General features: G+C 67.1%; 12 protein-coding genes. 1 reads left to right on the top strand and 11 read right to left on the bottom strand.

What is annotated here, in order from left to right; genetic code table 11:
* Nucleotides 1-9: 9 nt before the first annotated feature.
* From WH303_RS07045 to WH303_RS06995, 11 genes are all read right to left on the bottom strand, one after another.
* Complete coding sequence (locus WH303_RS07045) at nucleotides 10-1,092, bottom strand: ATP-binding protein (RefSeq protein WP_339517624.1); 1,083 nt, start codon at nucleotides 1,090-1,092, stop codon at nucleotides 10-12.
* A 43-nt stretch (nucleotides 1,093-1,135) separates the two neighbouring features.
* Nucleotides 1,136-2,854, bottom strand: a complete 1,719-nt coding sequence (locus WH303_RS07040) for a DUF5691 domain-containing protein (protein WP_339517622.1) — start codon at nucleotides 2,852-2,854, stop codon at nucleotides 1,136-1,138.
* Nucleotides 2,851-4,263: an SWIM zinc finger family protein gene (locus WH303_RS07035; RefSeq protein WP_339517621.1), complete on the bottom strand. Its 1,413-nt coding sequence runs from the start codon at nucleotides 4,261-4,263 to the stop codon at nucleotides 2,851-2,853. The genes WH303_RS07040 and WH303_RS07035 overlap by 4 nt, the downstream gene beginning before the upstream one ends.
* Before the next feature lie 127 nt (nucleotides 4,264-4,390).
* Entirely contained in the window at nucleotides 4,391-4,678 is a 288-nt protein-coding gene (locus WH303_RS07030; RefSeq protein ID WP_339517619.1) for a DUF3325 domain-containing protein, read from the bottom strand.
* Nucleotides 4,675-6,384 carry a PepSY-associated TM helix domain-containing protein gene (locus tag WH303_RS07025; RefSeq protein ID WP_339517617.1) on the bottom strand — a complete coding sequence of 570 codons (1,710 nt, stop codon included), beginning with the start codon at nucleotides 6,382-6,384 and terminating at the stop codon, nucleotides 4,675-4,677. The genes WH303_RS07030 and WH303_RS07025 overlap by 4 nt, the downstream gene beginning before the upstream one ends.
* Nucleotides 6,381-6,707 carry a DUF3649 domain-containing protein gene (locus tag WH303_RS07020; protein ID WP_021027639.1) on the bottom strand — a complete coding sequence of 109 codons (327 nt, stop codon included), beginning with the start codon at nucleotides 6,705-6,707 and terminating at the stop codon, nucleotides 6,381-6,383. Before WH303_RS07020 ends, WH303_RS07025 begins: the two co-directional genes overlap by 4 nt.
* Nucleotides 6,704-7,432: a cobalt ABC transporter substrate-binding protein gene (locus tag WH303_RS07015; protein WP_339517614.1), complete on the bottom strand. Its 729-nt coding sequence runs from the start codon at nucleotides 7,430-7,432 to the stop codon at nucleotides 6,704-6,706. The genes WH303_RS07020 and WH303_RS07015 overlap by 4 nt, the downstream gene beginning before the upstream one ends.
* 117 nt (nucleotides 7,433-7,549) lie before the next feature.
* Complete coding sequence (locus WH303_RS07010; RefSeq protein ID WP_339517613.1) at nucleotides 7,550-9,895, bottom strand: TonB-dependent receptor; 2,346 nt, start codon at nucleotides 9,893-9,895, stop codon at nucleotides 7,550-7,552.
* Between the two features lie 126 nt (nucleotides 9,896-10,021).
* Nucleotides 10,022-11,335, bottom strand: a complete 1,314-nt coding sequence (locus WH303_RS07005) for a sigma-70 family RNA polymerase sigma factor (protein ID WP_339517611.1) — start codon at nucleotides 11,333-11,335, stop codon at nucleotides 10,022-10,024.
* Nucleotides 11,336-11,555: 220 nt separating this feature from the next.
* Nucleotides 11,556-12,356, bottom strand: a complete 801-nt coding sequence (locus WH303_RS07000; protein ID WP_339517609.1) for an anti-sigma factor — start codon at nucleotides 12,354-12,356, stop codon at nucleotides 11,556-11,558.
* A gap of 18 nt (nucleotides 12,357-12,374) precedes the next feature.
* Complete coding sequence (locus WH303_RS06995) at nucleotides 12,375-12,950, bottom strand: sigma-70 family RNA polymerase sigma factor (protein WP_339517608.1); 576 nt, start codon at nucleotides 12,948-12,950, stop codon at nucleotides 12,375-12,377.
* Nucleotides 12,951-13,302: 352 nt separating this feature from the next.
* Here WH303_RS06995 and WH303_RS06990 point away from each other — a divergent pair, with 352 nt between their 5' ends.
* Entirely contained in the window at nucleotides 13,303-14,091 is a 789-nt protein-coding gene (locus tag WH303_RS06990) for an SDR family NAD(P)-dependent oxidoreductase (protein ID WP_339517607.1), read from the top strand.
* Nucleotides 14,092-14,094: the final 3 nt, after the last annotated feature.

Here is a 14,094-nt window from a genome sequence, read left to right as displayed (position 1 = left end):
GTCAGCGGCTTAGATTTGCTCGCGGCAGGCGCGGTACAGGTCTTTCCACTCTGCGCGCTCCTTCACCACCGTCTCCAGGTATTCCTTCCAGACCACGCTGTCCTGCACCGGGTCCTTGATGACGGCGCCCAAGAGGCCCGAGGCGACATCATGCGCACGCAGCACGCCATCGCCAAAATGGCCGGCCAGCGCCATGCCGCTGTTGATCACCGAGATCGCCTCCGCGGTCGACAAGGCGGAGCTGGGCGACTTGATGCGCACGGTCTTGCCGTCTTCGGTCTGGCCATTGCGCAGCTCGCGGAAAATCTGCACCACGCGGCGCACTTCTTCCAACGCCGGTGCCTCGGCAGGCAGCTGCAGCGCGCGGCTTTGCTCGCCCACGCGCTTGGTGACGATTTGCACCTCCTCATCCTGCGAGGCAGGCACGGGCAGCACGACGGTGTTGAAGCGGCGCTTCAAGGCGCTGGAGAGCTCGTTGACGCCCTTGTCGCGGTTGTTGGCCGTGGCGATCACCGAGAAGCCGGCGACGGCCTGGAACTCGGTCGAGAGCTCGGGCACCGGCAAGGTTTTTTCGGACAGCACGGTGATCAAGGTGTCCTGCACATCGGCGGGGATACGGGTCAGCTCTTCGATGCGGGCGATCTTGCCCAGCTTCATCGCATGCACAAGCGGGCTGGGGACCAGCGCCTTTTCCGAGGGGCCATGGGCCAGCAGCTGGGCATAGTTCCAGCCGTAGCGCAGCTGCTCTTCGCTGGTGCCGGCCGTGCCCTGGATCAGCATGGTCGAGTCGCCACTCACCGCCGCTGCCAGGTGCTCGGACACCCAGGACTTGGCCGTACCAGGCACGCCGTACAGCAGCAGTGCGCGGTCGGTGGCCAGGGTGGAGACGGCAATCTCCATCAGACGTGGGCTGCCGATGTACTTGGCGCTCACTTCAAAACCATTGCTCAGCGTGCCGCCCATCAGGTACTGCAGCACGGCCCAGGGCGAGAGCTTCCAGTTGGGCGGGCGCGGGCGGTCATCGGCCTTTTGCAGGGCATCCAGTTCTTCGGCAAATTGCTGCTCGGCATGCTGGCGTAGTACTTGGCTCATGGTGTGCTTCCGGTAGAGATCAAAAGGTTCGTGGTGGGCGCCATCAGGCGGGCTGGGCCGCTTGCAGCGCCAGGCGCAGATCGACAATGCGGTTGAGTTGGGCGAGCACCTGCTCGTCATCCCAGGGGCGCAGGCGCGAGCGCTCTAGGCGCGCTTGCTGCTCCTGCTTGAGTCTGGCGATGTCGGCCTCGGTGCTGCCTTCGGGCACCACCAGCGCGCTAGCGTCCTCGGTTGCCGTGGGCTCGGCAGGCGCTGCCGTGCGTGGCGCGCGCCACAGCTGCGCAAAGCGCTCCAGATCGCCCACCTGCAGGCGGCGTGCACAAGCCAGCACGGCATGGTCGGCCTGCCAGCTGTGCCAGTTCCCCGCAGGCTGGCGTGCCTGCAAGGTGCTGAGCAAGGCCTCGAGCAACCAGCGCGACATGGCAGGCGAGAGCAACTCTGCGCGCCCCATGCCTTCGTCGATGCGGTGGATGGCCTCGATAAAGGCGCTCTTGCCCAGCTTGGCCTGCAACTGCACCAGCCACTGGGTTTCGCGCTCTTCAGCACTCAGCTCGGCCATCAGCAGCGGCAGCACATCGCTGCTGCGCGAGTCGCTCTCCATGCTCTGGATCAGCGGCAGCCAGCGCACATCGCGCTGCGCACGCAGCGCCGCGATCCAGCCCTGGCGCAGCGCGCCCTTCCAGTCGCTGCGCCGGCTCCATTCCCAGAGCTGCTCGGGCGTCTTGCCCAGATGGTGCTGCCAGAAATCGAGGGGCGTGAGCTCCACCAGCTGCTGCAGCCACCAGGCGCGATGGCCCTTGATATAGGCGGGCGGCTGCAGGGTGACGCCGTCGCGCTCCCAGTCCTTGTGGCCCTCTTGGGGCGGCTCGATCTGCCACTCGCCCTGGGCATCCTGGCTCAGCATGGCCTGGAGCGCTGCGCCCATGCGCTGGCTGTGCGGGCTGTGCGGCAAGCGGGCCAGCAAGCTGGCGGCCGACTCGCGCACTTCCTTGCTGCGGTCGCCCAGCAGCTTTTCCAGCAAGGCCTCGTCGTGGGCCGACAGGCCGCGCGCCAGGCTCTGCACCATGGGTGCGCGCTCGCGGGCGCCCAGCTCCTTGAGGCTGGCCTCCAGCCGCGCGCGGGCGCCTGCCGGGTCGGTGGCGCGCTGCTGCTGCAGCAAGGCCACGCGCTGCTCCAGCGAGCCTTCCTGCCAGATCTGCTCGGCATCGGCCGTCTCTTGCACGCCATGGGCATAGGCCCACTGCGGGTTCTGGGCGGCCAGCCAGCGGCCGCGCTCGCCCAGCACCGGCGTGAGCCACTGGCGCAGTTCCACCGATTGGCGGCCCTGGTGCAGCGCATCCACCAGCAGCGCATAGGGCAGGCGCTGGCCTGCTTCATCGAGGCTGGCCAAGGCCAGCGCCAGCAGCTCGGGCGCATTGCCCTGCAGCACTTCGCCGAGCAGCCGCAACAGTGGCTCGCCCTGCGGCGCCGGGCGCGATCCCGCCGCGGGGGGCGCCACGGCTGCGGCGCCGGCCGCAGCCAGCTGCGGCTGCGATGCACCGGGCTGCCAGCCCACGCGCTCCAGCACCGCAGCAACGGCCGTGGCGCGCAGCACTTGCTCGGCCTGGCTGCCCGCCGGCTGCATCAAGGCCGCCTGCAGGGCCTGCTGGCTGGCGGGCGCCGTGCGGTCGATGCCCTGGGTAAAGAGGGCTGGCAGCGCCAGCCGCTCGGCGCCCACCAGCGCCGATTGCTGCAACGCAGCCCAAAGATTCGCATGGCTCACAGCACGTCACCCCGGTTCTGCCAGATGTTGGTCCATGGCGCCTGGCCATCGCCGGCCTGCCAGGCACTGAGCAGGCGCCAGCGCCCTTGCTGCTGGCCGCCCTCCCATTCGCCAAACAGCGCCATCGGCGCGCCGCCACCGAGCGCCTGCAGCTGCCAAGCCTGGTCATCGGCCACGGCCAGCGGCACCAGCGCGGCGGCCTTGTCGCCTTGCGCCCAGACCGCATACCACTGGCCCGCGCTGGTCTGCAAACGCGCCTGGCCGCACCACAGCGGCTGCACCGGCTGCAAGGGGTTGGCAGCAATGCGCTGGCTCAGCTGCGCCAAGGCATCGCGCCATGCCGCCTCGCCCAACGGCGCGCCGGCGCCAGGCGCCAGCAACTCGATATCAGTACCCGCAATCGCACGCAGCGGCGCCTGGCCGGGGTAGAAATGCAGGCTGCCCCGGTAGCATTGCGCCGGCACCCAGGCGGTCTCAAAACCACGGCCACCCTGCGCATAATCGAGCAGCCAGGCAATGCGCCCGCTGTGCTGGCCTTGCAGCCATACGCGGCGCTCCAGCAAGCGGCCTTCGCGCTCGATCTGGCGCAGGCCCACCACCCGCCAGTCATCGGCCAGCACCTGGCCGCGCGCCTGCACCTCGGCCTTGTCCATGGGCCAGCCCAGCGCGGCCATCACATCGGCACGGGTCTCGGCGCCGAGGGCATCGCGGCGTGCCACCGCATCGGCCAGCAATTGCCAGTGGCCCAGCTGCACCAGCAGGTCACGCGACCATTGCGGGTGGCTGTCCACCAGCTCCCAGGCCTCCTTGATGCGGGCGGCCATGCCGCTGGCCTGCGCATCTACCATGCGCGCGGCCATGGTGTTCCAGTGCTGGCGCGCCTGCTGGTCGCCCGAGAGGTTGGCCAGGCCGTTGCGCAGCATGTCCTGCATCCACAGCTGCAGCTCCTGCATGCCGGCGGCCACCTTGTCCCAGCGCTTGTCGTCGCGCTTGGCCTGCTGCTTGGCCAGCGTCTCGGGATCGGGCGGGGGAGCTGCGGCAATGGCAGCGGCCTTGGCTTCTTTTTTCTCGGCTTTTTCAGCGCGGCCATCCAGCCAGGCGCTGACCCAGGCGGGCGGCTCGGTGTTGTCGGCCACCTGGCCGGCTGCGCGCAGCAGCATCAGCGCCAGGCCATGTTTGCAAGGGAATTTGCGGCTCGGGCAAGAGCACTTGAAGGATGGCCCGCTCAGATCGACCTGGGTCTGGTAGGGCTTGGAGCCGCTGCCCTGACATTCGCCCCAGGCTGCCGTTGCGTTGCAGCCCAGGCTGGGCCATTTGCTGGGGTTCTTCAACCCTTGGGCTGCCTTGGTGGAAGAGGCATCCGGTGACAGCGCCACCACCTCGGCTTCGGTTGCTAAGACACGTGACAAACCGCCTCCCCTTCCGTTCAATCTGTTAGTAATCCGCTTTATAGATTTATTGCTAGCGGCATCGCACGATTGTAGGCAGGGTGCAAGACGAAATGATGCAAGACGGGCCTCCGACCCGCCTGGCGTCTCACTTTTTTACAGATTTGCGGCGTTCCCAGGCCACCATCGTGAGGATGACGATGGCGGCGCTGAGCGAGATATGGCCGCACCAGGTGACCAGGCCCAGCGACCAGCCCTTGAGCCCCACGGCAATCGCCAGCGAGGCCAGCAGCGCCAGCCAGCCGGCCAGGCGCAGGCCCCGGGTCTGGCCGGGCAGCAGCTCACGGCCAAACAGGTCGAGCTGGTGGCGGTCCATGGCCAGCGCCAGCAGTGCAAACGCCGGCAGCGACACCAATTGGATAGCGAGGTGGTTCATGGCCGGGCCTCCTGCAGATCGGTGGCAATGGCAGCGGTGGCTGCCACAGCGTTGGTGACGGCCACGGCGCCGGTATCGGCAGCACGTGCGGCAGGCGCTTGCCGTGGCGCCGCCTGGCGCTGCGGCTTGAGCTTGGGTTGGTGGCGCCAGGTGCGCACCGCCAGCCAGGCATGCAGCGCGGCCAGCGCCAGCAAGGTCAGCTCCAGCCCGCTGAACACCCAGTCACCCTCGATCAGGCTGCGCCACAGCGGGCGGTCGGTGGTCAGCACATTGAGGACCGGCAGCAAGGCCAGTGCCGCGCAACCGGCCCAGAGCAGCTCCACCCAGGCGCGCTTGGCCGGCCGCAGCATGGCCCAGACCAGGCTGGCCCCCCAGAGGATGAAGAACCAGTGGATCTCCCAGTCGCTGCGCTTTTCCATGCCCAGCGGCAGCAGGCGGTTGGCCCAGAGCATGGCGGCCATGCCGATGCTCAGGCCCGCAATCGCCGCAATGTTCAGGCGCTCCACCAGCCAGAAGCCAAAGTAAGGCTTGTCCGGATGGGGCAGCTTGCTGCGGCGCTTGACGGTCCACATCACCAGGCCGGTGCCGACCATGGCCGTGCCCGCCAGGCTGGTGAGGAAGTAGAGCCAGCGCACGGTGCTGTCGCCAAAGCGGCCCAGGTGCAGGGCGTACAGCACGCCCCGCGTCTCGGCCGCCGCGCCGACCTGGTCCTTGACCTCGAGCAGCTTGCCGGTGCTGCCCTCGAACAGCATGTATTTGGGGCTGATCGACACGCGCTCGAAATCGCCATAGGTGACGATCACGCGTGCCGAGGCATCGCCGGCATTGTTGACCGTGACGCGGCCAATGCGGTCCTCGCCCCAGCGCTGCTGGGCCTGGCGCACCATATCGCCCAGAGGGGCCAGCGGCGCGGCCACGCCACTGGGCTTGCCTGCGGGGATGAAGGCGCTCAGCTCGCTTTGCATGGCCTGGCGCTCGGCCTGGGTCTTGAACGCAGCGCTGCTGGCCCAGGGCATGGTCATGGCCATCAAGGTGACCAGACCGGTATAGGTAATCATCGCGTGGAAAGGCAGCCCGAAGACCGACAGCGCATTGTGCGCATCCAGCCAGGAGCGCTGGCCCTTGCCCCAGCGGAAGGTGAAGAAGTCGACAAAGATCTTCTTGTGCGTGATCACGCCGCTGACAATGGCCACCAGCATGAACATGGCGCAAAAACTCGCCAGCCAGCGGGCCCAGAGCACGGGCATGTAATGGAACTGGAAGTGGAAACGGTAGAAGAACTCACCGCCCACGGTCTCACGGCCTGCCACCTTCTGGCCGGTCTGCGGATCGAACACCGCGCTGCCAAAACCGCGCTCGCCCTTCTCGGGCTTGGCAATGCGCCAGAACGCGCTCACGACGTTGTTGCGCGCATCGGGCATGCCCAGGCTCCACTGGTTGCTGCCAGGGGCCACTTGCTCCAGCACCTGCGCCACGCGCGGTGCCACTTCGGCAGCATCGGGCACCACGGCCTGGTGGGCCAGCTCGGGCCGCATCCACTGCGAAATCTCTTCCTTGAAGTAGCTCACCGTGCCGGTGAGAAACATCGCATACAGAATCCAGCCCACCAGCAGCCCGGCCCAGATATGCAGGTCGGACATGGTCTGGCGGATGCCGCGTACGGCTGGCTTGCTCGGTTTGCTATCTTTTTTATCAATGGCAGTCATGCCGGAGTCACTCCATTCCATACCGGCCAGGCGGCCAGCAGCAGCGGTATTGCGGCCAGCAGCAGCCCCACCCAGGCACGGGTGGCCGAACGCACGGCAAACACCCAGATCACCGCGCCGGTGTAGACCAGAAAGCTGGCCATGGTGCCGGCCAGCACCGCCTGGGGTTTGGCCATCGGCAAGGCCAGCACGGCCACGCTGGCCACCGCCGCCAGCGCATAGCCGCCGCCAATGGCGGCAACGATGCGCGAGAGCAGCGGGCCGACCCGGCAGGCCTTGGCCAGCGCGGCGCGCAAGGCGCCGCTCAGCGCCTGGCTGGTCATTTGGCCGGGTTAGGCGTTGCCACAGGGCCAGCCGCCACAGGGGCTGCGCCGTCCGGCTTCACATAGGTGACCGAGGTCACATAGCTCACGCCGTCGTACTTCTCGCCAGCGCGCTCGCCGGGCGTGCGGTCGTTGTGCTTGATCTCGGCCACATACTGGCCTTGCCATGGCAGGTCGAAATGCACCAGGCCTTGCGCATCGGTGTGGCCCTCTTTCATCCAGCCCGATTGGGTGACCAGCGCGACCTGGGTCTTGGCCAGCGGCTGGCCCTTGAACGTGGCCTTGAACTCACCGTCCTTGCCGGTCGGGGTCAGGTCCAGTGCCAGCTTGGGCTTTTGCGCAGCAAAGCCGGTGACCAGGCGTGCAGCGGGGTGGTACCAGTTGGTGACATCCTTGCCATCACGCTTGAACTTGGACAGCGGGTAGTTCGCGTCCTCCGCCACGATGGACTCGCCCGCCTGAACGCTGAAAGGCAGTGCAAAGCCATTGGCGGTCTTGTTGCCGGCAGCGGCCTTTTCTTCGCCCTTGGCGTTGATCAGCACGCCCTGGGGCTTGCCAAAGTGGTCCAGCAGGCCGGGGGATGCTTCGCGCAGGTTGTCGCCAAACTCGCCAAAGCGCAGCACCACGGCATGGTCTGCACCGGCGGGCTCGAGCCAGACCTGGTGGGCTTGAGCGGACATGGCCAGCACGGCCAGGCTCAGGGCAGACAGGGATTTCTTCAACATATGCTCTCTCTCCTTTTTTGATAAACATGCTGCAGGCGCCTTGTGCGCTCCCGCAGCCCACTCCCCAGAACCGGTGGGCGGTCTCTACGCAGCTGCGCGGAGACCACCCGCAGGTTCTCAAAAATCAACCGTTGCCGACAGCACCACGGTACGCGGTGCGCTCAAGGTCAGGTAGTTGTTGCCGCTGATCAACCAGACGTTCTTGCCCGTCAGGTTCTCGACATTGGCACGCAGCACCACCGCCTTGCCGCTGACCTGGGTGCGGTAGCGCGCGCCCACGTCCAAACGGGTCCAGCCCGAGAGCTTGAGGGTGTTGGCATTGCTGGCCCAGGCCGATCCGGTGTGGATCATGCGGCCGTTGACGGACAGGCCCTGCACGCCGGGCACATCCCAGTCGGCGCCCAGGTTGGCATTGATCTTGGGCACGCCGTAGGCATCGTTGCCCTGGTACTGCGCCGCCTTGGTGACCTTGGCGCGGTTGAAGGTGAGGCCCCCCATCAAGCGCAGACCGCGTTGCAGCTCGCCATAGGCGGCCAGCTCCAGGCCCCGGTTGCGCTGCTCACCATCAAAGCTGTAGATGTTGGTGGTCGGGTCGGTCATGCTGTTGGGGCGGCTGATCTGGAACAGGCTGGCCGTCGTCATGAAGCTGCCCCAATCCACCTTCACACCCGCTTCGTACTGCTTGGACTTGAACGGCGGAAACACCTCGCCGGCATTGACCGCCGTGTTGGGCGCCGTGGCACCACGCGAGAGGCCGGCCGTGTAGTTGCCGTAGACGGAGACCTGGTCATTGGCCTTGACCACCAGGCCGACCAGCGGCGTGGTCGCGCTCTTGGCGTAGCTGCTGGTCTGCGCGCCGGTGGCAGTGCTGAAGTTGCGCAGGTCCACCGTCTGGCGGCGCAGGCCCAGGGTCAGCAGCAGGCGGTCATCGGCCAGGGCCAGGGTGTCCGTCACCGCGATGCCGTAGTTGTGCGCCTTGGAGGCCTTGTTGGGCTCGGTGCGCGCGCCTTCGACCGGCGGCAAGGGCGCGGGGTTGTAGATGTTCGATGGCGACGTGGTCAGGCCGGCCACATAGGCGTTGCCGGACTCCTGGCGCAGGTCGGAGGCGCTGACCACCAGCGAGTGCTTGATACCGGCGGTGGCGAACTTGGCACGCAGGCCCAGATCGGCGCTGCTGGTCTCGCTGTAGGAGTCATAGAAGCTGCTGCGCACGGTGAAGTCGCCGGCCGCATTCATCGACGTGGTCGTGGTCGGGAAAATCTGCTGGGCCTTGCCCTTGCGGTAGCCAATGCCGGCAAACGCCGTGACCTGGTCGTTCAGATCGACTTCGAGGCGCGAGGCGATGACCTTGTCGTCCAGCGACAGATCGGTATCGGGGAACCAGTTGCTGCGCGAATTAGGTGGCTTGGGCAGAGACGTGAGCGCCGGGTTGAAGCCGATCTGCGGGCGAAAATCTTCCATCTCTTCGCGCTGCGCATAGGCGTCGAGCGACCAGCGCAGATTGCTGCCCCGGTAGTCGACGGCGATTGCGCCCACGCCCAGCTTCTGGTCGCCACCACGGATGCTGGCCTCGCCGCCGCGCGCTGCGCCATTGACGCGCACGCCCCATTCCTTGTTCTCGCCAAAGCGGCGTGAGATATCGACACTGGTGCCAAACTGCGCGCGGCCCAGGTACTGCAGGCCCACGCGGTTGAGCGGCTCATCGCCTGCACGCTTGGTCTGCACATTGATCGCGCCGCCAATGCTGCCGCCCGGCGGCATGCCGCCCACCATCGCGCCCGGGCCCTTGAGCAGCTCGGCACGCTCCAGAATCTCGGCCGGCACGCGGCTGGCCGAAGTCAGGCCATAGAGACCGTTGAGGCCCACATCGCCACCGCTGATGCCAAAGCCGCGCACCTGGATGTCTTCACTAAAGCCCTGCGAGGCGGTGGTCAGGCGCACCGAGGCGTCGTTGGCCAGCACTTCACCCAAGGTGCGGGCCTGCTGGTCGGCCACCGCTTCTGCAGTGTAGGCCACGGTGGAGAAAGGCGTGTCCATCACATCCTGGTCGCCCAGCATGCCAATGCGGCTGCCGCGCGCCTGCTTGCCACCGGCATAGGCCTCGGGGCGGTCGCCGGCGCGGGTGGCGGGGGCCGTCACCACCACCGGGTTCAAGGCCACTTCGCCTGCGGTCTGGCCGTTGTCGATGACCAGGGTTGTGCCTTCGATGCGGGCCACCAGGTTGGTGTTGCGCAGCAGCTGGCGCACGGCATCCTGGGCGCTCATGCTGCCCTTGACGGCGGCGCCCGGGCGCCCTTGCACCAGCGCCGGTGGCGCCATCAGTTGCAGGCCAGCCTGGCGGGCCAGTTGGGCCAGCGCGCTGTCGAGCGGCTGGGCGGAAATATCAAAATCAGCGGCCGAGGCCGTGCCAGCCAAGGCGGCAATGGCCAGGGCAATCAGGTGGCGTTTGCAGGGGTGCGACATAGCGTAGGGTACTTTCCTCATGTGGTTCACAAGAGGTAATACGAACGAGACGCAGTTTTCCCTCAACGCCAGTGCAAGTATTTTTAAATGACCGTCTGCCGGTCCATAGTGCATGCACGCCATCGCTCAACTCTGCGCCTTGCGCCGTGCAATCGTGATGCGGCGCGCCGCGCCCTGGCCTTCTTCGCGCACTACCACCGGCACACTGCGCGGCAGCAGCTGCAGCCAGGCGCGGGCATCGGCAATGCGCACCCGGCCAAAAATCGTCAAATGCTCGGCATCCGGCGCCACCTGCAAGGGCACTGGGCAGTAACGGGCCAGGCGCTGCACCGCCAGGCCCAGCGGCTCGTGGCGGAAGTCCAGCCAGCCATTGCGCCAAGCCGCCACCTCTTCCGCGCTGCTGTCGCGCCGGGGCGACTGGCCTGGCTGCCAGTCCAGGCTCTGGCTGCCCGTCAGCTCCCAGCCATCGCCGGCATCGGCCAGATCGCCATCGCTGCCGCGCTCTTGCACGCGCACCCGGCCCTCTTCCACGGCCACACGCAGCCCACCCTGGTTATCGAGGGCCACTTCAAACCGGGTGCCCAGCACGGTGATGCGGGCCGGGCCGGCATCGACGATAAAGGGCGCATCGGCATTGCGCGCCACCTTGAAGAAGGCCGCGCCATGGTGCATCTGCACATAGCGGCTGCTGCCGTAGTAGCGCACATCCAGGCGGGTCTGCGCATCCAGCGCAATGCTGCTGCCATCGGGCAAGGCCTGGTTGAGCTGGCGGCCGGTAGCGGTGCCCAGCTGGATTTGCCAGGTCACCACCTGGCTTTGGTACAGGCGCCAGGCCAGGCTGCCGCTGGCGCCCAGCCCTGCCACACCGAGCAAGGCCGACAGTGCGCGGCGCCGGCCCTTGCGCGGCAGCGCCTGCACAACGCCATCGCCACGCCATTCGTGCAGGGCCGCCTCGATCGCATCCATGGCGCGCATGATCTCGCGCTCCACCGTCTTGACGGAGACGCCGTGCGCAGCGGCAATCGCCGCCTGCGATTCGCCATCGAGCCGGTCGGCCAGGAACATGCGGCGGCAGCGCTCTGGCAGGGCGGCAATCGCGGCATCGACCGCCACCAGCGCCTCGCGCCGCAGGCTGGCCTCGGCCACATCCTGGCCCAGCGCCTGCACACCGGCGCTGCTGTCATGCAGGGCGCTGTCAAAGCGCTCGGAAGTGCGCGCCGCCCGGCGCAAGTGGTCGATCACCAGATGCTCGGCCACCGTGTACAGATAGGCGCGTGGCGCCGGGTGCTGGCTTTGAGCCATGGGCCCCGCCTCCACCACGCGCAGCCAGGCGTCATGTACGATGTCCTGCGCCGATTGGCGGCTGCCGGTACGGCGTGCCACAAAGGCGATCAGCTCGCGATAGCTATCGCGAAAGGCTTCCAACGGGAGGGCGGACATGGCGGGGACGGGCGAGCAGTAAAAATGACAAGGCGCGTTAGTATATTACGAATGAGAATAAATCTCATTTGTTATATAAATTCTCTTTGAAAACAGAGTGTTAAATCGCCCGCCCGTGGAGGCGGTTACTGCTGCCAGCGCAACCATTTTCCCGCTATGGAAGACGCTAAAAAAATGCCCTGTACCGCTAAGGTTCAGGGCGTGGAGCGGGAAAATCTGCTTACAGATCGCGCTTGATCAAAGCCCCGCTGAACAGCACCGGCCCGGTCGGCCCCGTCTCGCTAGGCACCCCGCCCTTGGGCTCCAGACTGACGGCCAGCGCTGGGACGGCCTGCACCTGGGCCAGTTGGGCCTGCAGTTGCGCCAGGCGCCCCTCGCCCATGACGCCCAGCGACTGCGGCGCCCCCTGCGCGGGCAAGGCCCAGAGCTGCAGCGACCGGTCGGCGGCCTCCTGGTAGCCACCCACGCGCTGCAGCACCAGCTGGCTCTGGCGGGCATCAAAGGTCACCAGCATGGAAGCCTGCGCCTTGCCATCGGCCAGCACGGCGACATACTGCAGCTGGGGGCTGGCCTGCAAGGCAGTCTGGGTCTTTTGCAGCTCCGTCTGCAAGGCAGCGAGCTGCTGGCCTGCGCTGCGTTGCAGATTTTGCTGCGCATAGAGGCCAATGCCGATGGCGGCGACAGTGGCCACGGCACCGGTCAGCGCCAGCGAGCGCCACCAGGCCAGCGCCTTGGGGCTGCGGGCGTTGGCAGCAGCGCGCTGCTGCTCCATCGCCAGGCCCGCCTGGTCGGCATCGACCAGGTTCTGGATGCGGGTCCAGACGGCGGCATCGGGTTGCACGGGCGATTGCAGCTCGGACAGCGCCGACCAGCGGCCCTGCCACAGCAGTGCGGCCGAGCGCACCTGCGGGTGGGCACGGGCCAGCTGCTCAAAGCGGCGGCGGGCGCCGGCGCGCAAGGTGCCCAGCGCGTAAGCGGCGGCCAGGCGGTCGAGCAGTTCGGGGTGTTGTACCAGGTTCATCAGAGCACTCCTTTGCGCCTACACGTGGCGGGCCATGCACTTGCGCAGCTGCTCCAGACTGCGGCGCATCCAGGTTTTAACGGTGCCCAGCGGCAGCTGGAAGTGGCTGGCCAGCTCGCTGTGGCTCAAATCTCGCAAATAGGCCAGGCTCACGACCTGGCGCTGGGCCTGCTGCAGCCGCTCCATGCACTGCTGCAACACGGTCGCCTGCTCACTGGCCTCCACCGATTGCATGGGGCCTTGTGCCTCGTCGCCCTGCGGCAGGTCATCCATGTCATCGACCAGCGCATGCTGGTCCAGCCGCTCGGCCTTGCGCCGGCGCAGAAAATCCAGCGCCCTGCTGCGCACCAGCATGCCCATCCAGGCCAGCGGCGGGCTGAGCGAATCGCGGTAACTGCCCGCGTTACGCCAGATGGCGACAAAGCTGTCCTGCAGCACGTCCTCGGCCCAGGCCTTGTTGCCCAGAATGCGCAGCGCCAGGCCATACAGCCGGGACGCCGTCTCGTCGTACAAAAGCCGGAGCGCCTTGTCCTCGCGGGCGGCTATGCGGTCTAACAAAAGCATCAGTTCAGTGTCAGTGGTCGGTGTGCGCATGCAAGCATTGTGGGGCGAAGGCCCGCTGACGGGTGTATCCGTTGTATTGCTGCCAAGCAGCAAGCGCCCGGGGGAAAGCCGCCTTGGCCGGGCCAGGTCAGCCAGGGCCCACGCCCCCCAAACTTTCATGCATCTGGCCGCTATACGCAGCAAGCCGCCGATTGGATGCAAAACGATGCAGAAGCGATGCAAAAAAATAATCGCTGGCGCTGAATCCAAACCGCCTCGTTGTGCGTAGTGCTAAACGTAGACCTTGCACAGACAGGGTCGGACAACCGGAACACCCTATGACAACCACCGCCACCATCGCCTACCAGCCATCGTGCCCATGCGCCAGCGCCAGGAGGCAACCATGCCACTGAACACCCCCATCGAGCGCTGGTACGGCATGCGTGTCTGGCTGGTCGGCGCCAGCGCGGGCATCGGTCTGGCGCTGGCCGAGCAGCTGCATGCCGCAGGCGCGCGCGTGATCGTGTCGGCGCGCCGGCAGGAAGCGCTGGACAGCTTCGCCGAACAACACCCCGGCTGCCTGCCGCTGCCGCTGGATGTCACCGACCGCGACGCGGTCGTCAGCGCCGTGCACCAGCTGCTGGAGGACGGGCCGCTGGACCTGGTCTGCTACTGCGCGGGCGAGCGGCAGACCATGCGCGCCGATGACCTGGACCTCAATAGCTTGCTGCAGCACCGCGAGGTCAATCTGACCGGCGCCTTTCATGTGATCGCGGCCGTCACGCCCCACCTGCTCGCAGCGGCGCGCGCCGGGCGCCAACCGCATCTGAGCCTGGTGGCCAGCGTGGCCGGCCTGCGTGGCCTGCCGGGCAACCTGGCCTATGGGCCCAGCCAGGCGGCACTCATCAACCTGGCTGAGACCTTGCAACTGGAGTTGGTACCCCAGGGCGTGGGCGTCAGCCTGGCCGTGGTCAAGCCCGGCCTGAGCGAGGCCTTTTTCACCGAGCCTCACCCCGCCAGCCAGCCAGTCTGGCCGCAGCCCGAGCAGGCGGCCAGCGCGATGCTCAAGGGCTGGGCCCGGGGCCACTTTCTGCTGGGCGTGCCCTGGCGCTCCCGGCTGAGTTGGCGCCCGGGCTACAAATCGACGGCATCCGGTCTGGTGGCCTGGGTGCGCCGCTTGCAAGGAAACTAAAGC

This window comes from Comamonas sp. MYb69, from assembly GCF_037479315.1.
In the GTDB taxonomy this organism is placed as follows: domain Bacteria; phylum Pseudomonadota; class Gammaproteobacteria; order Burkholderiales; family Burkholderiaceae_C; genus Comamonas.
The sequence above is the reverse complement of the archived record's forward strand: the minus strand, read 5'-3'. Positions and strand labels throughout refer to the sequence as shown.

Coding starts and splice junctions, on each gene's coding strand:
- WH303_RS07030 (WP_339517619.1), bottom strand. CDS start 4,678: ATGAACCACCTCGCTATCCAATTGGTGTCGCTGCCGGCGTTTGCACTG.
- WH303_RS07025 (WP_339517617.1), bottom strand. CDS start 6,384: ATGACTGCCATTGATAAAAAAGATAGCAAACCGAGCAAGCCAGCCGTA.
- WH303_RS06995 (WP_339517608.1), bottom strand. CDS start 12,950: ATGCGCACACCGACCACTGACACTGAACTGATGCTTTTGTTAGACCGC.
- WH303_RS06990 (WP_339517607.1), top strand. CDS start 13,303: ATGCCACTGAACACCCCCATCGAGCGCTGGTACGGCATGCGTGTCTGG.
- WH303_RS07000 (WP_339517609.1), bottom strand. CDS start 12,356: ATGAACCTGGTACAACACCCCGAACTGCTCGACCGCCTGGCCGCCGCT.
- WH303_RS07010 (WP_339517613.1), bottom strand. CDS start 9,895: ATGTCGCACCCCTGCAAACGCCACCTGATTGCCCTGGCCATTGCCGCC.
- WH303_RS07045 (WP_339517624.1), bottom strand. CDS start 1,092: ATGAGCCAAGTACTACGCCAGCATGCCGAGCAGCAATTTGCCGAAGAA.
- WH303_RS07015 (WP_339517614.1), bottom strand. CDS start 7,432: ATGTTGAAGAAATCCCTGTCTGCCCTGAGCCTGGCCGTGCTGGCCATG.
- WH303_RS07020 (WP_021027639.1), bottom strand. CDS start 6,707: ATGACCAGCCAGGCGCTGAGCGGCGCCTTGCGCGCCGCGCTGGCCAAG.
- WH303_RS07005 (WP_339517611.1), bottom strand. CDS start 11,335: ATGTCCGCCCTCCCGTTGGAAGCCTTTCGCGATAGCTATCGCGAGCTG.